The 26,113-nt window shown below is 68.0% G+C and carries 18 protein-coding genes; 7 read left to right on the top strand and 11 right to left on the bottom strand.

The window, feature by feature from the left end; all coding sequences use genetic code 11:
• Positions 1-60: 60 nt before the first annotated feature.
• Entirely contained in the window at positions 61-906 is an 846-nt protein-coding gene (gene queF / locus V8Z74_RS02430) for an NADPH-dependent 7-cyano-7-deazaguanine reductase QueF (RefSeq protein WP_349707739.1), read from the top strand.
• A gap of 21 nt (positions 907-927) precedes the next feature.
• Here queF and V8Z74_RS02425 read toward each other — a convergent pair whose 3' ends face one another.
• The 6 genes from V8Z74_RS02425 to V8Z74_RS02400 form a co-directional block, all read right to left on the bottom strand.
• The gene (locus V8Z74_RS02425; protein WP_349707738.1) at positions 928-2,253 is read right to left on the bottom strand and encodes a hypothetical protein; all 1,326 of its coding nucleotides are present in this window, start codon (positions 2,251-2,253) and stop codon (positions 928-930) included.
• Positions 2,254-2,584: 331 nt separating this feature from the next.
• On the bottom strand, positions 2,585-3,679 hold the full coding sequence (locus tag V8Z74_RS02420; RefSeq protein ID WP_349707736.1) for a hypothetical protein: 1,095 nt from the start codon (positions 3,677-3,679) through the stop codon (positions 2,585-2,587).
• The gene (locus V8Z74_RS02415) at positions 3,664-6,057 is read right to left on the bottom strand and encodes a hypothetical protein (RefSeq protein WP_349707734.1); all 2,394 of its coding nucleotides are present in this window, start codon (positions 6,055-6,057) and stop codon (positions 3,664-3,666) included. Before V8Z74_RS02415 ends, V8Z74_RS02420 begins: the two co-directional genes overlap by 16 nt.
• Positions 6,058-6,198: 141 nt before the next feature.
• Positions 6,199-7,755 carry a methyl-accepting chemotaxis protein gene (locus tag V8Z74_RS02410; RefSeq protein WP_066472753.1) on the bottom strand — a complete coding sequence of 519 codons (1,557 nt, stop codon included), beginning with the start codon at positions 7,753-7,755 and terminating at the stop codon, positions 6,199-6,201.
• Between the two features lie 128 nt (positions 7,756-7,883).
• The gene (locus tag V8Z74_RS02405; protein ID WP_349707814.1) at positions 7,884-9,101 is read right to left on the bottom strand and encodes a Y-family DNA polymerase; all 1,218 of its coding nucleotides are present in this window, start codon (positions 9,099-9,101) and stop codon (positions 7,884-7,886) included.
• Between the two features lie 120 nt (positions 9,102-9,221).
• On the bottom strand, positions 9,222-10,745 hold the full coding sequence (locus V8Z74_RS02400; RefSeq protein ID WP_349707733.1) for an amino acid permease: 1,524 nt from the start codon (positions 10,743-10,745) through the stop codon (positions 9,222-9,224).
• Here V8Z74_RS02400 and V8Z74_RS02395 point away from each other — a divergent pair.
• On the top strand, positions 10,744-10,950 hold the full coding sequence (locus V8Z74_RS02395) for a hypothetical protein (protein WP_349707732.1): 207 nt from the start codon (positions 10,744-10,746) through the stop codon (positions 10,948-10,950). The two genes, V8Z74_RS02400 and V8Z74_RS02395, sit on opposite strands and share 2 nt — an antisense overlap.
• A gap of 270 nt (positions 10,951-11,220) precedes the next feature.
• Here V8Z74_RS02395 and V8Z74_RS02390 read toward each other — a convergent pair whose 3' ends face one another.
• Together V8Z74_RS02390 and V8Z74_RS02385 are read right to left on the bottom strand one after the other, a co-directional pair.
• Positions 11,221-12,156 carry an EamA family transporter gene (locus V8Z74_RS02390; protein WP_349707730.1) on the bottom strand — a complete coding sequence of 312 codons (936 nt, stop codon included), beginning with the start codon at positions 12,154-12,156 and terminating at the stop codon, positions 11,221-11,223.
• Positions 12,157-12,404: 248 nt separating this feature from the next.
• Positions 12,405-13,250, bottom strand: coding sequence for an AraC family transcriptional regulator (locus V8Z74_RS02385; RefSeq protein WP_349707728.1), 846 nt, complete (start codon positions 13,248-13,250; stop codon positions 12,405-12,407).
• A gap of 291 nt (positions 13,251-13,541) precedes the next feature.
• Between V8Z74_RS02385 and V8Z74_RS02380 the strand changes: the two genes are divergently transcribed.
• Complete coding sequence (locus V8Z74_RS02380) at positions 13,542-15,245, top strand: 2-isopropylmalate synthase (protein ID WP_349707726.1); 1,704 nt, start codon at positions 13,542-13,544, stop codon at positions 15,243-15,245.
• A 241-nt stretch (positions 15,246-15,486) separates the two neighbouring features.
• Here V8Z74_RS02380 and V8Z74_RS02375 read toward each other — a convergent pair whose 3' ends face one another.
• Positions 15,487-16,650: an alpha-hydroxy acid oxidase gene (locus V8Z74_RS02375; protein WP_066472771.1), complete on the bottom strand. Its 1,164-nt coding sequence runs from the start codon at positions 16,648-16,650 to the stop codon at positions 15,487-15,489.
• Positions 16,651-16,871: 221 nt separating this feature from the next.
• Between V8Z74_RS02375 and V8Z74_RS02370 the strand changes: the two genes are divergently transcribed.
• The 4 genes from V8Z74_RS02370 (at position 16,872) to lldD (ending at position 22,478) form a co-directional block, all read left to right on the top strand.
• Positions 16,872-18,530, top strand: a complete 1,659-nt coding sequence (locus V8Z74_RS02370; protein WP_349707724.1) for an L-lactate permease — start codon at positions 16,872-16,874, stop codon at positions 18,528-18,530.
• 362 nt (positions 18,531-18,892) lie between these two features.
• A complete protein-coding gene (gene lldP / locus V8Z74_RS02365; RefSeq protein WP_349707723.1) occupies positions 18,893-20,557 on the top strand; it encodes an L-lactate permease in 1,665 nt (554 codons plus the stop codon).
• 17 nt (positions 20,558-20,574) lie between these two features.
• Positions 20,575-21,345, top strand: a complete 771-nt coding sequence (gene lldR, locus V8Z74_RS02360) for a transcriptional regulator LldR (RefSeq protein WP_349707813.1) — start codon at positions 20,575-20,577, stop codon at positions 21,343-21,345.
• Positions 21,342-22,478 carry an FMN-dependent L-lactate dehydrogenase LldD gene (gene lldD / locus V8Z74_RS02355; protein WP_349707721.1) on the top strand — a complete coding sequence of 379 codons (1,137 nt, stop codon included), beginning with the start codon at positions 21,342-21,344 and terminating at the stop codon, positions 22,476-22,478. Before lldR ends, lldD begins: the two co-directional genes overlap by 4 nt.
• Positions 22,479-22,515: 37 nt before the next feature.
• Here the strand turns inward: lldD and pbpC are convergent, their stop codons facing one another.
• Together pbpC and V8Z74_RS02345 are read right to left on the bottom strand one after the other, a co-directional pair.
• The gene (gene pbpC / locus V8Z74_RS02350) at positions 22,516-25,056 is read right to left on the bottom strand and encodes a penicillin-binding protein 1C (RefSeq protein ID WP_502879424.1); all 2,541 of its coding nucleotides are present in this window, start codon (positions 25,054-25,056) and stop codon (positions 22,516-22,518) included.
• 405 nt (positions 25,057-25,461) lie between these two features.
• Positions 25,462-26,022 (bottom strand): HdeD family acid-resistance protein, encoded by a 561-nt coding sequence (locus tag V8Z74_RS02345; RefSeq protein WP_349707717.1) that lies wholly within the window; start codon positions 26,020-26,022, stop codon positions 25,462-25,464.
• Positions 26,023-26,113 lie beyond the last annotated feature (91 nt).

Genomic DNA, 26,113 nt, shown 5'->3' with positions numbered 1-26,113 from the left:
CAATACAGTCCTGCGCTGGCAGCTACTTTTTTTGCCAGCCTTTTGTTGCCCCCGAATACCATGAACACTCCTGAGCAATCCCAGCTGGGCAAGGCCTCGGCCTATGTCGACCAGTACGACGCCACCCTGCTCTTCCCGCTGCCGCGCCTGGCCAAGCGCGAGGAAATCGGCGCCGGCGCCCGGCCGCCCTTCTTCGGCGCCGACCTCTGGACGGCCTTCGAGCTGTCCTGGCTCAACCTGCGCGGCAAGCCTCAGGTGGCGCTGGTGCACTTCACCATTCCCTGCGAGACGCCCAACCTCATCGAGAGCAAGTCCTTCAAGCTCTACCTGAACAGCTTCAACAACAGCCGCTTTGCCGATGCCGGCGAGGTGCAGGCGCGGCTGCGCACCGACCTGTCCGAAGCCGTGTGGCGCGGCAGCGAGCAAAAAGGCAGCGTGGGCGTGCAGCTGGTGGGGGTGGACCGCTTCGATCAGCAGCAGGTCCAGGAGCTCGACGGCCTGCTGCTGGACCGCCTGGACGTCGAATGCACGCAATACACGCCTGCGCCCCAGCTGCTGCGGGCCGCCCAGGAGGAAACGCCGGTCACCGAGACCCTGGTCAGCCACCTGCTCAAGAGCAACTGCCTGGTCACGGGCCAGCCCGACTGGGGCAGCGTCCAGATCCGCTACAGCGGCGCGCCCATCGACCAGGAAGGCCTGCTGCAGTACCTGGTGAGCTTTCGCAACCACAACGAATTCCATGAGCAATGCGTGGAACGCATCTTCATGGACATCTGGACGCGCTGCCAGCCGATCAAGCTGGCCGTCTATGCGCGCTACACCCGCCGCGGCGGGCTGGACATCAACCCCTACCGCACCAGCCATCCCGGCGCACTGCCGCCCAACGTGCGCACGGCACGCCAGTGATGGCCGCCGATGCCCATGTCCTTATGTCCCTGCATCGTCCGCTTTCAGGGACCATTGGGCGTCAATGGCCAGGCTGCCGCCGGCGCAGCTGATCTGGCGTGCACCCTCCAGGCGGCTTGGGTCTGCGCCATATGAAGGCAGGGCGGTGCCGTCCATCACCGCTTTCTCGGGACAGGCGTTGAACAGCCCCATCACGGAGAACCAGTAGCGGCCTGAGAACGATGCGTAGGGGCCTTCGAGCACGGGGTCATGGACGGTCAGCACGCTTCCGTCGCCCTCCAGGTTCACCAGCCGGGTGGTGACATCGCCGCCCGGATGGTAGGTGGTCATGGTGAGGCTGCCGCGCGCCGCGTAATTGGTCGGCGGCACCTCCAGCGGAACAAAGCGCAGGTTGGCGGACTGGTAGGTGATCCTCGTGCCGTCCGCTGTTTCGGTGACGGTGCCGGAAATGCTGCCTGCATAGCCCGCGGCTTCATCCCCCTTGACCGTGATGTTCGAGACCACCAGCACCTTGCCCCCGGCGCCCTGTATCTCGGCCGAGACCGCCACCGGATTGGACGGCGGCACCTGCGCCGGCGCCGTATAGGTGGCGCCGCCCTTGCTGCCGGCCACGGTGCCTGCGCTGCCGTTGCCGCCGGGGATGCCGTTGACGGACCAGTTGACGGCCTGACGGGGCGCGGGCGCATTTTCGGCCTCGCAGTCGAAGCCCAGCGGCTCGAGCAGGTCGTTGTCCAGCGCGGGCGCGAAGCAGTACGCCAGCTTCAGCGACACGCTGGCGCGGGTCTTGACGGTGGCGCTGGGGGGACGCAGCTGCAGGCCCTTGACCAGCGACCAGTCGCTGAAATGCGTGGCGCTGGCGGTCACGGTGCGGGCCTGCGCGTCCAGCGTGCCGCCCTGCCACCGCCAGGTGCCATCGGCCTGCTGGGTTGCCACGCCCAGCAGTTCGGCGCTGCTGCCTGCGACATCGCTCTCGTCGTAGGCAAAGCTCAGCTGCACCGGCCTGGCAAACGTGATGCCCTCCGGCAGCAGGCGGTAGCCAGACCCCACGCGGCCAGGCGCGCCGTTGCTGACGGGCTGGATGCTGATCGTGGTGGGTGCGCTCAGCGCGCCTTCGGGCACTAAGAGCTGGAGTCTGCCGTCGGCACTGCTCAGCGTGCCGCCCGCGCTGCCCAGGCTGGCGCTGACCGGCGTGCCCTGTGCAGTGCCGGCAGGCGTCACCACGGGAGGTGGCCCTGGAGGCACAGGTGCCGGGGCCGGGGCAGGGGTGGAGTCGCCGCCACCGCAGGCCGCCAGGGCCATCAGCACGGGGGCAATGCAAACCAGCTTGCGGATCAATGTGTATCGCATGGAAATGCTCCTTGGGAGTGCAGAAAAGGCAGGCCGGCAGGTGGGACGCCTGTGCCGCCAGGGATCGCGCCGACTTCGGGACACAGGCTGCGTGCCAGTGAGAGCGGGCGAAGAGGATTCGCCCACGGGATGAAGTGCGGACCGAGGCGGCAGCCCAGACCGGCCGGCGCGAGAAGGCCGGCGGCAGGAAGGGAAAGGGCTCCGACATGCATGGGAAGGTTTTCCAGGAATGGACATCCGCCAGCCAAAGCAGGACGGTGGCGGCATTTTTGGAAAACCGGATGGCGCGCGCCATCCCCCTAGGGATACCGTCTCAATGCCTGTTCATGCGTCAGCCGCGCAGGCTGCGCCCCAGCTCGTCCCAGTTGCCGACATTGGCGACTTCGAGGATGGAGCCCAGGTGCTTCTTGAGCGCCGCATTGCTCACCCCGGTCAGCGCCAGGCTGTCGGCCCGGGCGTGGCCCAGCCCGGCCAGCACGGCGATCTCGCGCTGCAGCGGCGTCAGCGGCAGCTCCACCACACGGCGCACCACGTCGATCTGGCGCGGTCGCTGCAGCTGCAGCGTCAGCAACCAGTGGGTGGCATCTTGCGCCGTGGGCTGCGTGCCGGCGTGCAGCGGACTGGTGTGCAGCGCCAGCAGCCCCCGGGGCACGGGCAGCAGCCGGCTCTGGCCGGGCAGCAGTCCCAGCAAGGCGAGCAGATTGGCCGGCAGCGCAGCGGCGTCGGCACCGTACAGGCCCAGGCCCGGCACATGGGCCGCCTGCAACAGCTGCAGCGCCGGTGCGTCGGCCGACAAGGGGCGCAGACGGGCACCATCCAGCAGCACATGGCCGGTGGCGCCATAGGCGCTGAGGTGACAGGGAGCAGCCTGCGGCTGGAAGGCGCGCTGCAGGCTGGCACAGGCCCGGTCCAGCAGGGACGCTTCGGCAGGGCTGAAGCCATGGCAGAAGCCGGCACTGTGCGCACGGAACAGGGCGGCGACCGCCCGGGTCACGGGTCCCCTGGGTCCCTGCACTTCCACCCGCAAATCCAGCGTGTAGTGGTGGCCGTTGGGCCGCATCAGCAGATTGTGGCTATTCGACCGGTAATACGCGGCGCCCGGCGACAGCAGCCGCCCCACGCGTGGCCCCTCGGGACGGGCCAGGATATGGATGTTGGTCTCTCCCGGGCCGGTGAACAGGTGGAACTCGTTGAGAAAGAGGTTGCGCACACTGGCCGGAGAGTCCTCGTGGTGAAAGCCCTCGGGGCGCCCCTGTTCGTCGAGCCAGAACAGCGCCGCCGCATCGGCGCCCACCAGCGCGCGCAGCACCGCGCATATTTCGGCGGCGACGGGGGCCAGGCCCAGGCCCAGCCGGCACAGCAAGTCCAGTTCCTGCCAGAGCAGTTGCCGCCGGGCGGCCGTCTGGAGGGTCAGATCCTTTCCCATGGCCAGTCATCCTGCACCAGCAGGGCTTCGGCATAGCTCAGGTCCTGCTTGCGCAGCCACAGGCCCTGCGGCCCCTGGCGCAGCTTCTCCACACCGGCCCGGTTCCACATCTGCGCCACGATGAGCTGGCGCTCCGGCGCCTGCGGCACTTCGCCTTCCTGCGCAGGCCTTTCGGCCTCGCGCCAGTGCAGGCCCTGCGCATCCCAGCCCAGCAGCAGCGGCATCCAGGCCTGCAGGCCCAGGCTGCGCACTTCCTTTTCCACGGGATTGATCCAGTGCAGCTTCCATTCGCCCGGCCCGCTGTAGGAGCTGCTGAGCCACTCCAGCGTCACCCAACCCTCGCCGGCCGGATGGGGGCAGGCGCTGGGGCCGGTGCCGCACAGCACGGTGCCGCTGCGCGTCACGCACACGCCGTCAAAGCGCGGAGTCTCCGGCTCCCAGTAATTGTTGACGCGCGCATGCACGCCGCCCCACCACCACAGTGCATCGCCTCGGGCCGGGTCGCGCCAGACATAGTCGCCATCGGCGCAGGGATGCTGGATCTGGCGTACTTCGCGCCAGCGCGGCAGCAGCCGCCAGCGCCCTTGCGCATCGGGCGCGATATGGCGGATGGCATACAGCGGCGACCAGTCGGGCCGCGCCAGGTGGCTGGTGGATACCGAATGCACGGGCCAGCGCCAAGAAGCCGTGTTCGCATCCCGGTCCTTGTCGGCCAGGCAGCCTGTCAGGGCCACCAGCCCCACACGCACCGCGGCGCCCCCGTTGCGGCCGGGCACGGGAATCAGGCGCACCACGGGCCAGGGCAGGTCCACGTTCTGCAGGCGCTGGCCGTCCCAGATCTGCACCGCGCCGTTGCCGCCGCGCTCGGGGGCCTTGCCATGCGGCATGAGCACGGCGCGGCGGCCCTGCACCACCACATGCTCGAGCGCCCAGTTGCCGGCCAGATGGCGCTCGCCCCACTGCAGGCTGTAGGCCGCGGTTTCGCCCTGCTCGTCCAGCGCGTTCTTGCGCAGCGTCCAGATCAGGCGCTGGCCGGCCACGGGCTCGCTGCAGGCGCGCCACTGCTCGGGCTGCCGGGGATCGCGCAGCCATGTGAAGGTGGTGCGCGGCACGGCAGCCAGCCTGACCTGCCCGTCCCTGGCGTGGCCGGCGCAGCCTTCGGTGTCGCTGGCCACGCAGCTCAGGCTCACGCCGTCGTGCAGGCGCTCGGTCTCGGGCGTATCCAGCTCCACGCGCTGCGCCACCACGGCGCCTTCCCAGCGCAGCACGGAAAGTGGCTTGGCCGCCTCTTTTCCTTCTTCCTGACCTTGCTCGGGCAGGTACAGGCCCACACTCCAACTCTTGCGGTCCGCCGGCAGGGTCTCGGGCCATTGCTGCCAGCCGCGCTCCACGCTCCAGACCGCCAGGCGCAGCAGGGGGCGCTCCTGCTCGTCGCCCGCCGGGCAGGCATACAGCGCAAAGGCCTGACCGTCCTCGCGCCAGGCCAGATGGGCCTTCTCGTCCACCAGCCAGGGCTGGGCCTTGCCGTCGATCATCAGCTGCCAGTTCGGGCGTTCCAGAGGCTCGAGCGGATAGCGCAGATGGCGCAGCGTGGCCGGCCAGTGGCGCTCCAGCGTGAGCTTGGGAGCCGCCGGCGCAGGGGCTGCCGGCGGAGATGCGGCGGATGCGGGAGCCGCGGGCTTGCCCCCGCCCTCGGCCCGGGCCGCCGGGGGCGGCGTCAGCGCCGGCGAGGAGGCCGCCACTTGCGGAGGAACCGTTTCAAGCGGCATCCACAAATCGCGCACGGCCACAAGGGGTTGGGCCGGGCTGGCCACATGCTCGCCCAGCCAGGCCTCGAAGCTGGCATCCGACATGACGACATGCTCGTCGTCGGCCAGTCCGCTTTCGTTGATGGTTTCTCCGCTCCAGCGCGGCAGCCGCCAGTGGATGCCCTCCAGCGCCTGGGCCTGCGCGCGGCTCAGCAGCCAGCTGCGGCGGGACTTGCGGTCCACCAGGTGCGCGGTGTCGGATTCGTAGAAACCGGTGCGCAGCCAGCGTCCGTCGAACGAGGTATGCATGTCCGACTCCCACACCATGGGCAGGTAGACGCCGTCCGCGCACATGACATCGCCATAGACGGGGCCGCCCATGCCGCGCTCGCCCTGCATGCGGAAATGCACGTCCCTGGATTCGGCCGGCGCCGGCTGCGCCTGTTCCGCAGCCGGCTCCCGGGCAGCAGGCCTGGGCGCCGCACCGGGCTTGCCGGGCACCTTGTCCGAAGGCTCCTGTCCGTCCGGCTGCGCCCTGGCGTTGCGCACATCCTGCATATGACTCAACAGCCAGCCAAGCGCACATAAAGCCAGCACCGCGATGGCTATCAAGATCAGCAAAATTTTCATGCCGCAATCGTAACCAAGAGCAAGCGCGATTCGGCGCGCGCCAGGGCATCCATGCAACAGATAACGGCCGGCGGGCCGGCTGCCGGCCATGAAAAAAGCAGCCGCAAACGGCTGCTTTTCACGCGCGGCACAAGCGCCGGACTACAGGTGGAACACGTCCACCGAGCGCTCCAGCGTCTTGGCGCTCAGGCGCAACGAATCGGCCGCGCCGGTGGACTGCTCTACCAGTGCCGCGTTCTGCTGCGTGACCGAATCGAGCTGGGCCACGGCCTCGTTGACCTGGGCAATGCCTATCGACTGTTCACGCGTCGCAATGCTGATCTGGTGCACCAGGGCGCTGACACGGTCCACCGCATCGACCATGCCGTTGATGGTCTCGCCCGCAGCGCGCATGCGCGCATTGCCGTCGTTGATGCCGTCCACGGTGCGCGTGATCAGGCCGCTGATTTCCTTGGCCGCCGTGGCGCTGCGCTGGGCCAGCGCCCGCACCTCGCCGGCCACCACGGCAAAGCCGCGGCCCTGCTCGCCCGCACGCGCGGCCTCCACCGCGGCGTTCAGTGCCAGCAGATTGGTCTGGAAGGCAATGCTCTCGATCACGCCGATGATCTCGCTCATGCGCGTGGACGAACCGCGGATGTGCTCCATGGCCGCGCCCACCTCGCTGATGGCGGCGCCGCTGCGGCTGGCCACCTGCTTGCTCTGGTCGCTTTCCAGCGCCATGTGCTGGGCCGTGTCGGCCGTCTGCGCCACCGTGCCTGAAATCTCCTCCATCGAGGCCGCGGTCTGCTGCAGATTGCTGGACTGGGATTCGGTGCGGCTGGCCAGGTCGAAGCTGCTTTGGGCGATTTCGTGGGCCGTGTCGGCAAAGTTGCGCACTTCGGTACGCACATCGCCCACCACCGCGCGCAGATTGCTCTGGATCTGCTGCAGGCGCTGCATCAGCGTGCCCATGGTGCCGCTGTAGTTCCTGCTGCTGGCCGTGCCCAGGTTGCAGCTGGCAATATCGGCGGCAAAGCGGCTGGCTTCCTCCAGCCCCGCGACGCAGCGCCGCTGGAAGCGCCACAGCACAAAGCCCCCGCCCAGCACCAGCGCGGCCAGGCGCGTGCCCCAGGCCAGAGCGCCCTGCCAGCCCAGCAGATCGGGCAGCATGGCCATGCTGCCGACCATGACCAACAGCAGTGCCATGCGGGCCACCAGGCCTACGTCCTGGCGCGCATCCCACCAGCCCATCAGGCCCAGGCGGCGCAGTTCGCCGCCGCGCAGGCGGAAGGTCGGCCGGCCTTTTTCGGCTTCGCTGCGCATGCGCTGGTACAGGGCCTCGGCCGCCTCGATCTCGCGCGGCTCGGGCTTGGTGCGCACGGACAGGTAGCCGCTGGGCCTGCCGCCCTCCATGATGGGCGTGACGTTGGCGCGCACCCAGTAGTGGTCGCCGTTCTTGCGGCGGTTCTTGACCAGGGCCGTCCACGGATAGCCGTGGGCGATGGTGCGCCACATGTCCTTGAAGGCGGCGGCCGGCATGTCGGGATGGCGGATCAGATTGTGCGGCTGGCCGATCAGTTCCTCATAGGAGTAGCCGCTCACGCGCACGAAAGCCGGGTTGCAGTGCGTGATCTCGCCCTTGGTATTGGTGGTGGACACCAGCAGCTCGTCGCCCGGATAGTCATGGTTGCGCTGGGTCACCGGCAGGTTCTGGCGCATGGAAAACTCCTCGATTCGTTGATTGCTTTTGTGAAGCACTGCATGCACCAGGCCGATACCCTCGTCACCAGATACACAATTTCACATTTGCGTCATCATCGCATACCGCAATTGCCGTACTGGGGCAGTCAGAACAGGGACGCCGTGTAGGGGTCCGCATCCTGCTCGGAGGTCTGGGGCGCGGGCCTGAGCAGCAGCTCGCGCGCCAGCGGATCGCCCGCCGCTGCCACCCATTCCCGGGTGCGCACCAGGGCGCCGACGCGCACGCCCAGCAGGCGCAGCCGCCGGGTCAGCGGCACGCGCTTGAGGCACTGGCCCGCGGCCTGGCGCAGTGCGGCCGCATCGTCCACGGGCAGTGCCAGCGTGTGGTCGCGCGTGGCGATCCTGAAATCGTCGTAGCGCAGCTTGATGCCCACGGTGCGCCCCATGTAGCCCTTGCGCTGCAGGTCCTCGGCCAGCCGCTCGCACAGGTCGGTGAAGATGGCCCCCAGCTCCTGCCTGTCGCGCACCGCATGCAGGTCGCGGTCGAACGTGGTCTCGCGGCTCATGGACACGGGCTCGCTCTGCGTTACCACCGGCTTGTCGTCCCGGCCCCAGGCCGCGGCATGCAGCCAGGCACCATAGGATTTGCCGAAGTGCTGCACCAGCCAGGGCAGGCTCTGCGCCGCCAGCTGGCCCAGCGTCTCTATGTCCAGGCCCTTGAGCTTGGCGTCGGCCTTGGGGCCTATGCCGTTGAGCTTGCGGCAGGCCAGCGGCCAGATCAGCGTCTGCAGGTCTTCGGGCTGGACGATGGAGATGCCGTTGGGTTTGTTGAACTCGCTGGCCATCTTGGCCAGCAGCTTGTTGGGCGCCACGCCCACCGAGCAGGTCAGGCCCGTGGCCTCGAAGATGGATTTCTGGATCAGCCGCGCGAGCACGCGCCCGCCCTCGCGCTGGCCGCCGGGCACCTCGGTGAAGTCGATGTAGACCTCGTCCACGCCGCGGTTTTCCATGACCGGCGCGATCGACAGGATCACGTCCTTGAAGGCCTTGGAAAAGCGCCGGTACTCGGCAAAGTCCACGGGCAGCAAGATGGCCTGGGGGCAGAGCCGTGCGGCCTTCATGAGGCCCATGGCCGAGCCCACGCCGAACTGGCGGGCCGGATAAGTGGCCGTGGTAATGACGCCGCGGCCCACGTAGTCCCTGAGCAGCGGGAACTCGGCCACGGGAATCTCGTGCAGCGGCAGGCCCGCATGGCGCGCCAGCAGCTCGTCGTCGGGCGCGCGGCGGCTGCCGCCGATCACCACGGGCAGGCCCTTGAGCTGGGGGTAGCGCAGCAGCTCCACGGACGCGTAGAAAGCGTCCATGTCCAGGTGGGCAATGCGGCGCGGCAGCGCCGGCCGGGCAGGAGAGGAATCCGTCACAGGCCGCTATTGTGCCTATGGCCGCGCGTTTTGCAGGCGGGCGCGGCAACGGCCCGCCAGCGTTCAGCGCATTCCTTGCGCAGCCTCGCTGCGGATCGCATCGGCCTCGTCGAAGCGCATGTCGGCATAGCGCACCCAGGTCCTGCGCTTGACCAGCCAGTAGCCGAGCCAGCAGCCCAGGAACAGCGGGATCGCCAGATAGGTGGAAACCACGCCGCCCCAATCCACCTTGTCCTGCAGAAAGGCCTGGTAGTTCTGGCCCAGCGTGACGATCAGGCACAGCACGAAGGCCAGGATGGGGCCAAAGGGGAACATGCCGGCCTTGTAGGGCAGCAGGTTCACGTCGTAGCCGTGCATGACATAGCCGCGGCGGAAGCGGTAGTGGCACACCGCGATGCTGAGCCAGACGAGGAACTCCGTCATCCCCGCCAGGTTGAGCAGCCAGATGTACACGGCCTGCGGGCTGTACAGCGACGAGAACAGGCACAGGCTCGCGATCACGGTGCTGCCGATCAGCGCGTACAGCGGCACGCCGTTGCCCGTGAGCCTGGCGAACACGCGCGGCGCATTGCCCTCGGTGGCCATGTTGTAGAGCATGCGGGTGGCCGCATACAGCCCGGAGTTGCCGGCCGACAGCACCGAGGTCAGGATCACCGCATTCATCACCGTGGCGGCGCCCAGCAGGCCCGCGTGCTGGAACACCAGCGTGAAGGGGCTCACGGCAATGTCGGCCACATCGGTGCGCAGCAGCTGCGGATCGGTATAGGGAATCAGAAAGCCGATGACGATGATGGCCAGCACGTAGAACAGCAGAATGCGCCAGAACACCTGGCGGATGGCGCGCGGCACGTTCTCGCGCGGATTCTCGGACTCGCCCGCGGCCACGCCCACCAGTTCCGTGCCCTGGAAGGAGTAGGCCACGATCATGGCCACGCCCACGAAGGTGGCGAAATTGCCCACGAAGGGCGCCTCGCCCACGGTCCAGTTCTCGAAACCCGGCATGTGGCCCGTGTGGATGATGCCTGCCAGGATCAGCACGCCGGTGACCAGAAAGCCGAGCACGGCCAGCACCTTGATCAGCGCGAACCAGTATTCGGCCTCGCCGAAGCCCTTGGCCGAGAAGGCATTGAGCCCGAGCATGACCAGCATGAAGATGCCGCTCCAGAGGATGCCCGGTACGTCGGGAAACCAGTAGGCCATCACCAGCTGCGAGGCCACCAGGTCCACCGCCACCACCACGGCCCAGCTGAACCAGAAGTTCCAGCCCAGCGCGAAGCCGAAGCCCTTGTCCACGTAGCGCGAGGCATAGGTGGAAAACGAGCCGGCCACGGGCATGAAGGCGGCCAGCTCGCCCAGGCTGGTCATCAGGTAGTAGACCATGATGCCGATGGTCAGATAGGTCAGCACGGCGCCGCCGGGGCCGACCTGGGCAATGGCCGAGCCCGAGGCCACGAACAGGCCGGTGCCGATGGCGCCGCCGATGGCGATCATGCTCAGGTGGCGCGCCTTGAGCACGCGGTGCAAATGCGGCGTCTGCGCGGAATCATGCGCCTGGGCAGGCGCATCCGCGGACGTGGGCTGGGACATGAAGTTTCCGAATCATCAGGTGAATGCAACCCTGGGCGACCTGACCGTCGGCTCGACTTTGCGGTTGCGGCATCTCGCGGCATGGCGCCGCCAACGCGGAAAAGCGGTCGCCAGGCTGGCAGTGGCCGCTGCAAAAGATCAGGCGATGAAGTGCGCGAAAAGCGCCAGACGCTGGCGCAAGCGGCCAGTCAGGCATCGCCCGTGAAGTCACCCCGGTCGGGTGCCCGGCGACAAAGCGGCCGCGCCGCCCTGCCGATTGATGGGCAAGAGCCGTCATTCTGCCAAAAAGAGCCCGACGCTATGGGTGCCTACGCCAAAGCCTGTGAAGGCAGGCGGGGCTCGGCGGCGGTGGCGCCGCCCTTTTTCCGATACGGACCGCTATCGAATCATGAGCTTTTGTCGCCCGCCGCCAAATGGTTTAGAAGTTTTTCCTGGTCAATATCCAGCAATGGCAGGCGCTGGCAGCTATCGAATTTCATGCACCCTGCAGGCAGATCAGCAGCAGGCCCAGCACCATCAGGCCCATGCCCAGCTTTTCGGGCAGCGACAGCTTTTCGCTGAGCACGCGGCGCGAGACCAGGTAGCTGAACACCACCTCCACCATGCCCAGCGTGCGCACCGGCGCCGCGCCCTGGATCGCATAGGCCGTGAACCAGGCCAGCGAGGCCGCCGCGCCCATGCTGCCGGCCAGCAGCGATACGCGCCAGGCGCGGAAGACGGGGCGCAGCCCCTGTTCGTGCCGGTGCGCGATCCAGGCGCCCAGGCCCAGCGTCTGCAGCGTCTGGGCGATCAGCACGCCCCAGGCGCCCGACAGCCAGGGCGAGGCTTCGCCCAGCCGGGCCAGCTCCACCGCGCCGCCGCGAAAGCCGATGGTGGCCAGCGCAAAGCAGGCGCCGCAAACCAGCCCGTACAGCGAGGACCGGCTGGCCCAGGCCGAGAGCGTGAGCAGCTGGCCGCGCGGCGGCAGCGACAGGATCAGCACGCCCACCGTGGCCAGCACCATGGCCAGCAGCGCCCAGCGGCCGGGCAATTCGTGCAGGAAGACGGCCGCAAACAGCGCGACCTGCAGCACCTCGGTCTTGGACAGCGTGACCGCCACCGCGAAATTGCGCTCCTTCATGGCCAGCAGCAGCGCGGCCGTGGCCGCCACCTGGAAGAAAGCGCCCAGCGCGATCCAGCCCAGATAGGCCCAGGAAAACTGCGGCAGCATGCGGGGCCGGTCGCCCAGCAGGTACAGCGCCAGCAGATACAGGGCCGCGAACGGCAGGCCGTAGAGAAAACGCACCAGCGTGGCCGGCAGGGTGCCGACCTGGGCCGTCAGCGAACGCTGGGCCGTGTTGCGCACCGTCTGGGCCGCGGCGGCGAACAGCACCACCGGCACCCACAGATATTCCATTCCCAGACTCCCCATTGCTGCATGCCTTCTTGTCGAGGATCGGCGCTCGCCGGAGCCAGGGCTCCATTCCCGGGGAGCGCCCTGCTCCGGCCGGTTCTGCGCAAATCATGTTGTGCGGCCCGCGACGGCCGCGGCCCGAGCGACGAGGATAGCGGCCCCCGGCACCGCGCGCCTGCGTGATTGGCGCGGTGCGCCTGCTGCATGCAAGCCGGCGCAGGCCGCGAAGCGGGGCCTGCTGAAACGGAAGTCGCCGCCCGTGCCGTTCAGCCTGCTGCGCGGCTTTGCGCCGCGAAGGCAGACGGCGGCATGCCCATCTGCGACCGGAAGGCCAGGCTGTAGGCGCTGTGGCTTTCATAGCCCGCCTGCAGCGCCACCTGCACGATGGGCTGGCCCGACAGCAGGGCCGGCAGCGAGCCCAGCAGGCGCGCGCGCTGGCGCCAGCGGCCAAAGCCCAGGCCCGTGGCCTTCTCGAAATGGCGGTGGAAGGTCTTGGCGCTCATGCCCAGCGCAGCAGCCCAGTCATCGGCCAGGCGCGCATCGCCGGGCTCGGCCACGAGCTGCTCGCAGATCCGGGCCAGCCTGGCGGATGCGGGCCAGGGCAGGTGGAACAGCGCCTCGCCGGGCAGGCCCAGCTCTTCCAGCAGCAAGGCCACCAGCAGCAGTTCGCGCCGCCCGCGCTGCCCGTCCACGGGCCAGTGGGCCACTTCGGTGATCAGCGCCCGCAGCAGCGGCGAGACCCCGATCACGCAGTCCTGCGCAGGCAGGCGCTCGCGCTGCGCCGGTGCCAGCCGTTCCCGGTTCACCAGCAGGCTGCGCACGCGCACGGCCCCGCGCATGCGCAGGCCGTGCTCCACATGCGGCGTGAGCCACACGGCCTTGCTCGGCGGCACCAGCCAGCGGCTGGTCCGCGTGCGCACCTCCAGCACGCCCTGCACCGCATACAACAGCTGGCACTGGGCATGGCTATGGGGCTCGACCTCCAGCCCCGCCGGATAGTCCACGGCCACCCCGACCACGGGCAGCGGCGCATGCTCATGCGGTGCGAAATCGATGCTGTCGGGAGATGCGGCCGGCAGCTTGCGCAGCCGCACCGCTGCAGGCTGCGGCATGGTCTTGTCCAGAATTCAACAGAATTCGCCAGATTCTATAGAGCAAGCCAGGCCACGGTTTCCTAAGCTGGGCGCAGTTTCCGCTCCCAACCTTTTTGTCCCGCCCCATGGACCGCCTGCCCCAGCCATCGCTACGACTATCGCCAGCACTGACCTGCGGCCGGGGTCGGCCCGCGCCTGGGTGCAGCCGCCTGCCCCGCGCCAGCAACTCCCCCTGACCCCGGACCGCGGCGCCGGCATGCCCGGCCAGGGGAGTTGACACCTGGTTTCCACTGTCCCCGAAGGGCTCCCATGCTGAAGAATCCGCATACCAAATACCGTCCCCATCCCGCCGTCGAGCTGGCCGACCGCCAGTGGCCATCGCAGCGCATCGAGCAGGCTCCCGTCTGGCTGTCCACCGATCTGCGCGACGGCAACCAGGCGCTGTTCGAGCCCATGAACCGCGAACGCAAGCTGCGCCTGTTCCAGGAACTCGTGCGCCTGGGCTTCAAGGAGATCGAGGTGGGATTCCCCTCGGCTTCGCAGACCGACTTCGATATCGTGCGCCACCTGATCGGCCACGAACTGATCCCCGTCGACGTAACGCCCATGGCCATCACCCAGCTGCGCGAGGACCTGATCCGCACCACGGTGCGGAGCATGGCGGGCGCGCGCCGCGCCATCGTCCATTTCTACAACGCCGTGGCGCCGGCCTGGCGGGAGATCGTCTTCGGCATGGACGTGCCCGAGATCATCGCCATGGTCGAACACCATATCCGCCTGCTGCGCGAATTGACCGACGCCCAGCCCGGGACCGAATGGGTGCTGCAGTATTCGCCGGAAACCTTCTGCATGGCCGAGCTCGAGGTGTCGCTGGCCGTCTGCAACGCGGCCATCCGTGCCTGGGATGCGGGCCCGGGCCGACCCATGATCGTGAACCTGCCGACCACGGTGGAGGTGAGCACGGCCAATGTGTTTGCCGACCAGATCGAATGGATGCACCGGCGGCTGGAGCGGCGCGATCACATCGTGCTGTCGGTCCACCCGCACAACGACCGCGGCACGGGCGTGGCCTGCGCCGAGCAGGCATTGCTGGCCGGCGCCCAGCGTGTGGAAGGCTGCCTGTTCGGCAACGGCGAGCGCAGCGGCAACTTGGACCTGGTGACGCTGGCGCTCAATCTCTACACCCAGGGCATCGATCCGGGCCTGGATTTCTCCGACATCGCGGCCGTGGCCCGCATTGCCGAGGAGTGCACGGCCCTGCCCATCCATCCGCGCCATCCCTATGTGGGCGACCTGGTGTTCACGGCCTTCTCCGGCTCGCACCAGGATGCCATCGCCAAGGGCTTTGCGGCCCAGAAGCCCGGCGCGCCCTGGCGCGTGCCCTATCTGCCCGTGGATCCCCAGGACCTGGGCCGCACCTACGACAGCATCGTGCGCGTCAACAGCCAGTCGGGCAAGGGCGGCATCAGCTATCTGCTGCAGCGCGACCATGGCGTGGTCATGCCGCGTCGCATGCAGGTGGAGTTCAGCGCCGTGGTCCAGAAGCTGGCCGATGCCAGCGAAGCCGAGCTGGGCAGCGATGCGCTGTGGCAGCTGTTCGAGCGCACCTACCTGCAGCCGGGCGCCGCCGCCTGGAGCTATCTGCGCCACAGCCTGGCCGAGACCGGCGACGGCCAGCGCATCACGCTGGTGCTGCAGGATGCTGGCGGACGGCTGCACAGCTGGACGGGCACGGGCAACGGGCCCATCGAAGCTGCGGCCAGCGCCCTGCACCAAGCGCTGGGCCTGGCCCTGCGCATAGACCACTACGAGGAGCGTGCGCTGGGCCATGGCGCCGATGCCCAGGCCATGGCGATTGTCGAAGCCGCCCTGCCCGGCGTGGCCGGCACGCGTTTCGGCGCCGGCCGCGACAGCAACATCGTCACCGCCTCCGTGCGCGCCCTGCTCAGCGCGGCCAACCGGCTGCTGGCCGATGCGCGGGCGGCCCAAGTCCGCGCGGCGCAGCCGGCCTGAAGCGGGCCGGCCATGAAAAACGGATGCCCATGCTCCCCACTATCGGGCAGTCGCAACCCTTCAGGGTGGGACGCTTTTCCTCCTGGGGCGGCCCGGCGATGAAAAAGGGCTCCCCACGCTCCCCACTGCGTGTGGTCGCTGCCCTCCAAGAAGGGCGTTTTCATCTTGGGGCGGCACGGCGATGAAAAAAGCCTGCGCCTTGCATGCAAGGCGCAGGCTTTTTGCCTGAAGCCGCAGCCGCTCAGGCCTGCTGCGGTGGCCGCGGATAGGTGCCGGGCACGAGGATGGAGCGATCCACTGTCTGGATGTTGGTGTGGCCGCAAAAGGCCATGCTCACATCCAGTTCCTTGTGAATGATCTGCAGCGCGCGGGTCACGCCGGCTTCGCCATAGGCGCCCAGGCCATAGACCATGGAGCGGCCGATCATGGTGCCGCGCGCTCCCAGGGCCCAGGCCTTGAGCACGTCCTGGCCGCTGCGGATGCCGCCGTCCATCCAGACTTCGAGCTTGTCACCCACCGCATCGACGATGGCCGGCAGCGCCGCGATGGACGAAGGCGCGCCGTCGAGCTGGCGCCCGCCGTGGTTGCTGACCACGATGGCGTCGGCGCCGTATTGCGCGGCCAGCACCGCATCCTCCACCTCCATGATGCCCTTGAGGATGAGCTTGCCACCCCACTGCTGCTTGACCCAGGCCACATCGGCCCACGACAGGCGCGGGTCGAACTGCTCGTTGGTCCAGGCGGCCAGCGAATTCATGTCCGACACGCCCTTCACATGGCCCACGAGGTTGCGGAAGGTGCGGCGCTGCGTGCCCGCCATGCCCAGGCACCAGCGCGGCTTGGTCATGAGGTTGAGGATGTTCCTGAGCGTGGGGCGCGGCGGCGCGGTCAGGCCGTTCTTGATGTCCTTGTGGCGCTGGCCGATCACCTGCAGGTCCAGCGTGAGCACCAGGGCGCTGCATCCGGCGTCCTTGGCGCGCTGGATCATGCGCACCATGGCCTCGCGGTCGCGCATCATGTACAGCTGGAACCAGAACACCAGCGAGGAGCCGGTGTTCTCTGCAATGTCCTCGATGGAGCAGATGCTCATGGTCGACAGCGTGAACGGGATGCCGAACTTCTCGGCCGCGCGGGCGGCGTGGATCTCGCCGTCGGCATGCTGCATGCCCGTCAGGCCCACGGGCGCGATGGCCACGGGCATCGTGGCCGGCTGTCCCACCATGGTGGCGGCCGTGGTACGGCCTTCCATGTTCACCGCCACGCGCTGGCGCAGCTTGATGGCCTGGAAGTCGGCCTCGTTGGCGCGGTAGGTGCCTTCGGTCCACGAGCCCGAGTCCGCATAGTCGTAGAACATGCGCGGCACGCGGCCCTCGGCCACCACACGCAGGTCCTCGATGCAGGTCATTTTGGAAAGATCGGTCGCCACGGTTGAATCCCTTGTTATTCGATTGGGCCCGATGGTAGTGCGCCCGGCCCAATCCGCACAGCGGCTCGGGTTTGAAGTGATTTATGCGCGCTTTGAAATTTTCTGCAGCGCAACAGAACCAAGGGCTAACGCTAGTGCGCAATTTTTGCGCTCCCGCCACCATCGCGCCCACAAATAACGCACTTTCGAGGAGAACAACAATGGTCTGGCAACAAGTCTATGACCCCCTGTCCAATATGTGGCTGTCCACATTGCTGGCGGCCGTGCCGGTCGTGGTGATGCTGGTCGGCCTGGGCTTTCTGCACATGAAGGCCCACCTGGCCGCGGGCGCGGGCCTGATCGCCGCGCTGGTCATCGCCATCTTCGTCTACAACATGCCGGCCGACATGGCCGGCCGCGCGGCCATGCTCGGCGGCCTCACCGGCCTGCTGCCCATAGGCTGGATCGTGCTCAACATCATCTTCCTGCACCAGCTGACCGAGAAGAACGGCAGCTTCAAGATCCTGCAGGATTCGATTGCCGGCATCACCGAGGACCGCCGCATCCAGCTGCTGCTGATCGCCTTCGCCTTCGGCGCCTTCTTCGAGGGAGCGGCCGGCTTCGGCACGCCCGTGGCCGTGACGGCCGCCATCCTGATCGGCCTGGGCTTTTCGCCGCTGGCCGCCTCGGGACTGTCGCTGATCGCCAATACCGCGCCCGTGGCCTTCGGCGCGCTGGGCACGCCCGTGATCACGCTGGCCAAGGTGCACGGCTACGACCTGATGGAAGTGACGGCCATGATCGGCCGCCAGCTGCCCTTCTTCTCGGTGCTGGTGCCGTTCTGGCTGATCTGGGCCTTTGCCGGGCGCAAGGCCATGATGGAGATCTGGCCCGCCATCCTGGTGACCGGCGTGTCGTTCGCGATCCCGCAGTACCTGGTGTCCAACTTCATCGGCCCCGAGCTGGTGGACATCATCGCGGCCATCGTCTCCATGGTCTGCCTGGTGGGCTTTCTGCGCGTCTGGCAGCCCCGGAACATCTGGCGCACCACCACGCTGCGCGGCCATGAGAGCGGCCAAGGCGAGACCGAGGCGCCGCGCGCCGTCGCCAAGCACTCGCGTGCCGACGTGATCCGCGCCTGGACGCCCTGGGCCATTCTCACGGTCTTCGTCTTCATCTGGGGCCTGCCTTCGGTCAAGGCCGCGCTCAACGGCATCTTCAACCCCTCCTTCCCCATCGATGGCCTGGACAAGCTGATCGAGAAGATGCCGCCCGTGGTCAAGCAGCCCACCAAGGAAGGCGCCGTCTACGTGCTCAACCTGCTGTCGGCCACCGGCACCGGCATTCTGCTGTCGGCCATCGTCGGCGGCCTGGTCATGAAGTACAACCCGGCGCAGCTCGTGGGCCAGTTCTTCAAGACCATCTACATCGTGCGCTACTCGCTGCTGACCATCGTGCTGATGCTGGCCCTGGGCACGCTGACGCGCTACTCGGGTACCGACACCACGCTGGGCCTGGCGTTTGCCAACACCGGCGTGCTCTACCCCTTCTTCGGCACGCTGATGGGCTGGCTGGGCGTGGCGCTCACGGGCTCGGACACCGCGTCCAACGTGCTGTTCGGCGGCATGCAGAAAGTGGCGGCCGACCAGCTGGGCCTGTCGCCCAACCTCATGGGCGCGGCCAACAGCTCGGGCGGCGTGATGGGCAAGATGATCGACGCCCAGTCCATCGTCGTGGCCTCCACCGCCACGCGCTGGTTCAACCATGAAGGCGACATCCTGCGCTATGTGTTCTTCCACTCGATCGCGCTGGCCTGCCTGATGGGCATCTTCGTGACCCTGCAGGCCTATGTCTGGCCGTTCCACCTGATGGTGAACTGAGCCCGATCCGGCTCCTTTTCCTCAGCACCAGGTCACAGCGTGGCCTCCCCGCAAAAAGCCGCAGTGCTCCAGGCCTGCGGTTTTTTTCATGCTTTATTCTTTAAATTGGTATTACCAATTAATTATTTCAGACCAGGGAAAACCATTAAACACCCTGCAAAAACCCCTTCATACAATCCACCCCACTCGTGATTGGCATAAATTGGTAATACCAATTAGCCGCCCAAACCGGAATCCATCAGGCCCGCCCCTGGCGCGGCAGCACCGGTTTTGCACAGGGTCGATTTTGAAAAATGGACGGGGAAGACTTCTGGACAGTCAGGAGGGTTGCCCTCCCCGCGCCTCTCCAGGAGATCAAGGCAATGCAAGAAATCTGGTCGCAGAACTACGACCCCGCCGGCAATGTGTGGGTGTCGGCGCTGGTGGCGCTGATACCCATCATCTTTTTCTTCCTCGCGCTGACCCGGCTGCGGCTCAAGGGCTATGTGGCGGGCTCCATCACGGTGGCGCTGTCGCTGGCCGTGGCGCTGCTTTTCTACCGCATGCCGGTCGCCAACGCGCTGGCCGCGGGCGTCTACGGCTTCTTCTACGGGCTGTGGCCGATTGCCTGGATCATCGTCGCGGCGGTGTTTCTCTACAAGGTCTCGGTCAAGACCGGGCAGTTCGACATCATCCGCTCCTCCATCCTGTCGGTGACCGAGGACCAGCGCCTGCAGCTGATCCTGGTGGGCTTTTGCTTCGGCGCCTTCCTCGAAGGCGCAGCCGGCTTCGGCGCGCCCGTGGCCATCACCGCGGCGCTGCTCGTGGGCCTGGGCTTCAGGCCGCTGTATGCGGCCGGCCTGTGCCTAATCGGCAATACCGCGCCCGTGGCCTTCGGCGCCATGGGCATTCCCGTCATCGTGGCCGGCCAAGTCTCAGGCGTGGACGCCATGGCCATCAGCCAGATGGCCGGCCGCCAGCTGCCGTTCATGACCATCATCGTGCTGTTCTGGCTCATGGCCATCATGGATGGCTGGCGCGGCGTCAAGGAAACTTGGCCTGCCGTGCTGGTGGGAGGCGGCAGCTTCGCGCTGGGACAGTTCCTCACGGCCAACTACATCGGCCCCGAGCTGCCGGACATCACCTCGGCCATCTTCGCCCTGGTGACGCTGACCACCTTCCTGAAGTTCTGGCAGCCCCGGCGCATCTTCCGCTTCGACACCGAGCCCGGCGCAGCCAAGATCCAGACCACGTCTTCCATCAAGCTGACGGCCGGCGTGGTGCTCAAGGCCTGGTCGCCCTTCATCATCCTCACGGCCATGGTGACGATCTGGAGCCTCAAGCCCTTCAAGGCGCTGTTCGCCTCGGGCGGCGTGCTGGCCGGCACGGTCTTCAACATTCCCGTGCCCATGCTGCACAATCTGGTGCAGAAGATGCCGCCCGTGGTGGCCTCGGCCTCCCCTTATGGCGCGGTGTATTCCTTCAACTGGCTGTCGGCCACAGGCACGGCCATCCTGATCGCGGCGGTGATCGCCATCGCGCTGCTGCGCCTGAAGCCTGCGGTGGCCGTGCGCACCCTGGGCGAGACCTTCAAGGAACTGGCCCTGCCCATCTACTCCATCGGCATGGTGCTGGCCTTTGCCTTCATCGCCAACTACTCGGGCCTGTCCACCACGCTGGCCATGGCCCTGGCCCATACCGGCAAGGCCTTTGCGTTCTTCTCGCCCTTCCTGGGCTGGGTGGGCGTGTTCCTCACGGGCTCGGACACCTCGGCCAACGCCCTGTTCGGCGCGCTGCAGGCCACGACGGCCGCCCAGCTGGGCCTGCCCGAGGTGCTGGCCGTGACGGCCAACACCACCGGCGGCGTGACCGGCAAGATGATCTCGCCCCAGTCCATCGCCATTGCCTGCGCGGCCGTGGGCCTGGCCGGCAAGGAGTCCGACCTGTTCCGCTTCACCGTCAAGCACAGCCTGGCCTTCCTGGTGCTGATCGGCATCATCTGCACGCTGCAGGCCTATGTGTTTCCGTGGATGATTCCGACCACGTGAAACTCCCGGTAGATCCCATGCCCGCCCTGCGCCTGTCCGACCGCGTTGCCCAGCAACTGCTGGAGCTGATCCAGACCACCCAGCTCCAGAGCGGCGACAAGCTGCCCACCGAGCGGGCCCTGGCCGAGCAGCTGGGCGTGTCGCGCACGGCGCTGCGCGAGGCGATCCAGAAGCTCGCCAGCCGCGGCGTGCTGGAAAGCCGCGTGGGTGCGGGCACCTTCGTGGGCTCGCATGTGCCGCTGTGGCATGAACAGGCCGTCGCCCCGCTGCAGGACCTGCTGCGCGACGACCCCCAGTACCGCTACGACGTGCTGGAGGCGCGCCAGGCGCTGGAGCTGAGCACCGCCTGGTATGCGGCCCAGCGCGCCACCGACAAGGACCGGGACCGCATCCGCCGCTGCTTCGACGACATGCTGCATCACCAGCAGGCGCGCGATGCCGCCAGTGCGGCCCGCTCCGATGCGCAGTTCCACCTGGCCATTGCCGAAGCCTCGCACAACGCCGTGCTGGTGCAGCTCATGGGCAGCCTTTTCGAGCTGGTGCTGGGCACCGTGGCCCAGAACCGGCGCCTGATGTTCGTGCACGACGATCCCTCGACGCTGGAGCACCTGACGCTCCAGCATCAGAACCTCATGCAGGCCATTGTCGATGGCGAACCCGAACAGGCCAGGGACGCCATCGGCCGGCATCTGTCCTATGTCCACGAGAAACTGTCCGAATCCGATGCCGATGCCGCCCGGCGCAAGCGGCTGGACCGTTTCTCATCCTCCGCCGCATTTTTCTCATGATCATCTCCTCCACGACCGACTACCGCGCGGCCGCGCAAAAGCGCCTGCCGCCCTTTCTTTTCCACTACATCGACGGCGGCGCCTACGCCGAGAAGACGCTGGCGCGCAATGTGGATGACCTGGCCGGCGTGGCCCTGCGCCAGCGCGTGCTCAAGGACATGAGCCGGCTGGACACCGGCATCGAGCTGTTCGGCGAGAAGTTCTCGATTCCCGTGGCCCTCTCGCCCGTGGGGCTGACCGGCATGTATGCGCGCCGCGGCGAGGTACAGGCCGCCATGGCTGCCGACAGGAAAGGCATTCCCTTCACCATGTCCAGCGTCTCGGTCTGCCCCATCGAGGAAGTCGCGCCCAGGCTGAGCCGCCCCATGTGGTTCCAGCTCTATGTGCTCAAGGACCGCGGCTTCATGAAGAACGCGCTGGAGCGCGCCCAGGCCGCGGGCGTCTCCACCCTGGTCTTCACCGTGGACATGCCCGTGCCCGGCGCGCGCTACCGCGACGCGCATTCGGGCATGAGCGGCCCCCGCGCCGCCCTGCGCCGCTACCTGCAGGCCGCCATCCATCCGCAGTGGGCGCTGGACGTGGGTTTGCTGGGGCGCCCGCACACGCTGGGCAACATCTCCACCTACCTGGGCAAGAACGTCAGCCTGGAAGACTACATGGGCTATCTGGGCGCCAACTTCGACCCCTCGATCTCGTGGTCGGACCTGGAGTGGATACGCGACTTCTGGAAGGGCCCCATGGTCATCAAGGGCATCCTCGACCCCGAGGACGCCAGGGATGCGGTGCGCTTCGGCGCCGACGGCATCATCGTCTCCAACCACGGCGGGCGCCAGCTCGACGGCGCCCTCTCCTCGGCCCGAGCGCTGCCGGCCATCGCCGATGCCGTCAAGGGACGGATCAAGATCCTGGCCGACTCCGGCATCCGCAACGGCCTGGACATCGTGCGCATGCTGGCCCTGGGCGCCGACTGCACCATGATAGGCCGCGCCTTCATCTATGCGCTGGCGGCCGAAGGCGGCGCCGGCGTGACCCATCTGCTCGACCTGCTGGAGAAGGAAATGCGCGTGGCCATGACGCTGACCAGCGTCAAGAACGTGGGCGAAATCACCGGAGATCTGCTGGTGCGGGAGTGATCCCGCGCCAGCCCTCGGTCCGGCGGTCTTGCGCGCATCAGCGGCGGCGCGTGCCGCGGATCTCCTCGGGGCCGGCCACCAGCGCGCCGGCACCGCGCACCTCCACCTGCACGCTGTCTAGCACCGTGCCCGCGGCATCGACCAGCTCGATGCGGTGGCGGCCCGGCCAGGGCAGCCATCCGACCTGGCTGCCGCGCCCGATCTCGCGCGTGACTTCGGAAACCCGGGAGGTGCCGGCACCGCCCGCCGCAGCCGCGCCAGGCTGGACCGGCGCGGCGATGCGCTGCGTGACCATGCGCCAGCGCAGACGGCCGTCGCGCCAGTCCTGCTCGGCCGCCATGCCGGCCTGGCGCGCGATCAGCTGCACGCGCTGGCGGTCCGGCGGTATGTCGGGGTCCAGTGCCAGGATGGTGCCGTTGGCAGGCCGCGATATGCGCACCGGCACCGGCTGGACGCTACGGTTTTGCGTAGCAGCTTGCGCCAAGCCTGCGCCATTTCTCGCATGGTTTCGGCTTGAATTCCTGTCGCTGCCCGCGTCAGAAGCTACATGATCCATAGCAAAAACAGCCTGCTGCGTACCCGCGATGAACCACTCGCTGCGCGCGCTCTCCAGCGGCAGGCCCTGGCCGGCCGCACCAGGGCCGGCCGCGCCGAACTGCACCTGCTGCTGCACCAGGCCGGCCGGCGGTTGCGGCGCGCGGCTGGGCGTGGAGCGGTGCAGAAAACCCATGATCTCGGCCCACACGGGCGCGGCGCCGCTGGTGCCGCTGACGGAATGCATGGCGTCGCCGCGCGCATTGCCCACCCACACGCCCACGGTGTAGCGCTCGGACCAGCCCAGGGCCCAGTTGTCGCGCATGTCCTTGCTGGTGCCGGTTTTCACGGCCGTCCAGAAGCGCGTGGCCAGCACGCTGTCGGTGCCGAAGGTGGGGGCGCGCGCCATGTTGTCCGAAAGGATATTGCCCACGATATAGGCCGCGCGCGCATCCAGCGCCTGTACGGGCGCCTCGCCCCCTGCAGTCTGCTCGCCATCATTGGGCTTGCCACCCGCCATGCGGCTCATGCGGCTGCCTGTGGGCGCCAGCGTCCAGCTCACAGGCCGGTATAGGCCTCCATTGCCCAGAGCGCGGTAGGCGTTGGTCAGCTGGAGCAAAGGTACTTCGCTGCTGCCCAGTGCCAGACTGAAACCGTAGTAGCCGCCGCTTTCGCGCAGCGGCAGGCCCAGGCGCTTGAGCTGCTCGAAAAATGCATCGGGCGTGACCATGACCAGGGTACGCACCGCCGGCACGTTGAGCGAGGAAGCCAGCGCCGTGCGCGCAGAGACCCAGCCCTTGAAGCGCCTGTCGTAGTTCTGCGGGATGTACAGGCCGTTCTGCGTGGGGATGTGGGCCGGCGAATCCTCGATCAGCGAGGCCGCCGTGAGGCGTTTTTCGGCAATCGCCTGCGCATAGAGAAAGGGCTTGAGCGTGGAGCCCGGCTGGCGCATGGCGGTCACACCGTCCACTTCCGAGGCCTGGCTCAGCGTGCCCGAGGAGCCCACCCAGGCCAGGATCTCGCCCGTGGCGTTGTCCAGCACCACGGCGGCACCGTCCTCCACATTGCGGCCCTGCAGCTCGCGCAGATGCTGCTGCAGGCTGGCGACGGCAAAGCGCTGCAAGGGTGCGCTGAGCGTGGAGCGCACCTGCTCCCGGTTCTTGTTCTGCGGCAGCGCCAGCCAGCGCCGCGCGAAATGCGGGGCCACGCCTTCGCTGGGCGCCCACTGTCGGCGCTGCAGCACGCTGGCCGTGTACAGCTGCAGGGCCGAGCCGCCGTCCTGGCAGTTGCGCGCGGCCACGTCGTCGGGCGCCATGACCTGCAGCACGCCGCAGGCGCGCTGGGCCACGCGCTCGGGCGAGGCATTGGGCGCCCGCACCAGGGCCGCGGCAAGCGCCGCCTCGCGCGCATCCAGGCCGTGCGGCGCCTTGCCGAACAGGGTCTGCGCCAGCGCGTCGATGCCCACGATCTCGCCGCGGAACGGCACCAGATTGAGGTAGGCCTCCAGGATCTGGTCCTTGCGCCAGCGCCGGTCCAGCACCTGGGCCGCCACGGCCTGGCCGACCTTCTGCACCACCGTGCGCCCGCCCGGGCCCTGGCGCCAGTCGCCGTCGAGCAAACCGGCCAGCTGCATGGTGATGGTGCTGGCGCCGCGCGTACGCGTGTTCCACAGATTGCCCCAGGCCGCCGAGGTCACGGCCGTCCAGTCCACGCCGCTGTGCTCGTAGAAGCGCTTGTCCTCGCTGAGCACCAGGGCCGTGCGCAAGGCCGGCGACACATCGCCCAGCGCGGTCCACGGGCCGCGGCGCACCGTGCTGTCGGTGCGCAGGCGCTGCAGCACCTCGCCTTCGCGCGACAGCAGCACCGTCTCGGAGGAACGGTGCTCGCGCCTGACTTCGTCGAAGCTGGGCAGCGCATGGGAGGCGGTGGACAGGCCAAGGCCCAGGAGGGCGGCGATGGCAGCGCGGCGCAGCAGGCGGCGGCCGGGCTCTGGGGCGCCTGCACGGAGCAGGCCGGAAATGGCGGGGACGGGTGCGTCGGTCATAGGCATGGCGGCAGGCTCCTGGCGAGCCCGGGCAAGCATTGTCCCAAAGAAAGAAGGCATGCCCTTGCCGCATGCCTCTGAGGTGGATGCCCGGAGCCAGGCCGGCAGCCCGCGCGGCCTGCGGGAACGCGTTGCAGCGCCCCAGGACATGTTTACATAACGCACGTGGATCGCGTTGTGCAGCCTGGGGATGGATGCCAGGCGCCGGACCGCAGCAAGGTAGGCACCTTGCAAGGACCGGCAACGCCGCAGATGCCCAAGGCTGCACAACCCTCCGGGCAAGCCAGGCAGGGCCGCCACTGCGGTGTTGCACTCCTTGTGCGGGTTGGCACCCGCACGGCGTCGCGCGCCTGGCATTGACACCCTGCCTGGCTTGCGCGACCGCGAGGGTTATGTGAACAGTCCCTAAGGCATCGCGTTCTTGCGGATCTTGAAGGCCAGGATCACCATCAGCACGCCGAAGGCCACAGCATACACGGCCAGCACCCACAGCATGGCCATCATGCCGGCGCCCGGCTGGGCCAGCACGAAGCCGCCGAAAAGCACGGAGATCGCGCCGCCCAGCACCAGCACCCATTCGCCCTCGATTTCCTTGCGCAGGCGGATGGCGGCGATGATCTGCATCACGCCGGTAATCAGCGCCCAGGCGCCGATGTACATGGTCAGCACCAGCGCCGTAATGGCCGGATTGACGACCGTGAGCACGCCGACGACCACGCCCGTCAGTCCCCACAGCAGAATCACCCACCAGTGGCGCGACTGGTGGCGGCTCCGGATCGCCGCATACACGCCCAGCAGGCCGTCGACAAACACATAGGCGCCGAAGACCAGCACCAGGGCTGCGGCCGATGCCGCTGGCTGCAGCCAGGTCAGCACGCCGAACACGATGGCGACCAGGCCGCGCAGCAGCAGCACCCACCAGGTACGGTGCAGCATGATGGACAGGGACGGGACGGCAACAGGCATGGGAACTCCTTTCAGGTGGCGGATTCGCCTCTACCTTGAACGCAGGCCCGCGCGCCGTCTGTAGTCCTTTCACGCAAGCGCGGCGGCCCGT

The organism is Comamonas sp. w2-DMI, assembly GCF_040187735.1.
Taxonomy (GTDB): domain Bacteria; phylum Pseudomonadota; class Gammaproteobacteria; order Burkholderiales; family Burkholderiaceae_C; genus Comamonas; species Comamonas terrae.
This window is presented reverse-complemented; position numbering and strand designations above follow the sequence as displayed.

Excerpts from the sequence above, each read along its gene's own strand:
- V8Z74_RS02420 (WP_349707736.1), bottom strand. The coding sequence starts at position 3,679 with ATGGGAAAGGATCTGACCCTCCAGACGGCCGCCCGGCGGCAACTGCTC.
- pbpC (WP_502879424.1), bottom strand. The coding sequence starts at position 25,056 with ATGACCGACGCACCCGTCCCCGCCATTTCCGGCCTGCTCCGTGCAGGC.
- lldD (WP_349707721.1), top strand. The coding sequence starts at position 21,342 with ATGATCATCTCCTCCACGACCGACTACCGCGCGGCCGCGCAAAAGCGC.
- V8Z74_RS02380 (WP_349707726.1), top strand. The coding sequence starts at position 13,542 with ATGCTGAAGAATCCGCATACCAAATACCGTCCCCATCCCGCCGTCGAG.
- V8Z74_RS02410 (WP_066472753.1), bottom strand. The coding sequence starts at position 7,755 with ATGCGCCAGAACCTGCCGGTGACCCAGCGCAACCATGACTATCCGGGC.
- V8Z74_RS02425 (WP_349707738.1), bottom strand. The coding sequence starts at position 2,253 with ATGCGATACACATTGATCCGCAAGCTGGTTTGCATTGCCCCCGTGCTG.
- lldR (WP_349707813.1), top strand. The coding sequence starts at position 20,575 with ATGCCCGCCCTGCGCCTGTCCGACCGCGTTGCCCAGCAACTGCTGGAG.
- V8Z74_RS02405 (WP_349707814.1), bottom strand. The coding sequence starts at position 9,101 with ATGGACGCTTTCTACGCGTCCGTGGAGCTGCTGCGCTACCCCCAGCTC.
- V8Z74_RS02415 (WP_349707734.1), bottom strand. The coding sequence starts at position 6,057 with ATGAAAATTTTGCTGATCTTGATAGCCATCGCGGTGCTGGCTTTATGT.
- lldP (WP_349707723.1), top strand. The coding sequence starts at position 18,893 with ATGCAAGAAATCTGGTCGCAGAACTACGACCCCGCCGGCAATGTGTGG.
- queF (WP_349707739.1), top strand. The coding sequence starts at position 61 with ATGAACACTCCTGAGCAATCCCAGCTGGGCAAGGCCTCGGCCTATGTC.
- V8Z74_RS02375 (WP_066472771.1), bottom strand. The coding sequence starts at position 16,650 with ATGACCTGCATCGAGGACCTGCGTGTGGTGGCCGAGGGCCGCGTGCCG.
- V8Z74_RS02390 (WP_349707730.1), bottom strand. The coding sequence starts at position 12,156 with ATGGGGAGTCTGGGAATGGAATATCTGTGGGTGCCGGTGGTGCTGTTC.
- V8Z74_RS02345 (WP_349707717.1), bottom strand. The coding sequence starts at position 26,022 with ATGCCTGTTGCCGTCCCGTCCCTGTCCATCATGCTGCACCGTACCTGG.
- V8Z74_RS02395 (WP_349707732.1), top strand. The coding sequence starts at position 10,744 with ATGAAGTTTCCGAATCATCAGGTGAATGCAACCCTGGGCGACCTGACC.
- V8Z74_RS02400 (WP_349707733.1), bottom strand. The coding sequence starts at position 10,745 with ATGTCCCAGCCCACGTCCGCGGATGCGCCTGCCCAGGCGCATGATTCC.
- V8Z74_RS02385 (WP_349707728.1), bottom strand. The coding sequence starts at position 13,250 with ATGCCGCAGCCTGCAGCGGTGCGGCTGCGCAAGCTGCCGGCCGCATCT.
- V8Z74_RS02370 (WP_349707724.1), top strand. The coding sequence starts at position 16,872 with ATGGTCTGGCAACAAGTCTATGACCCCCTGTCCAATATGTGGCTGTCC.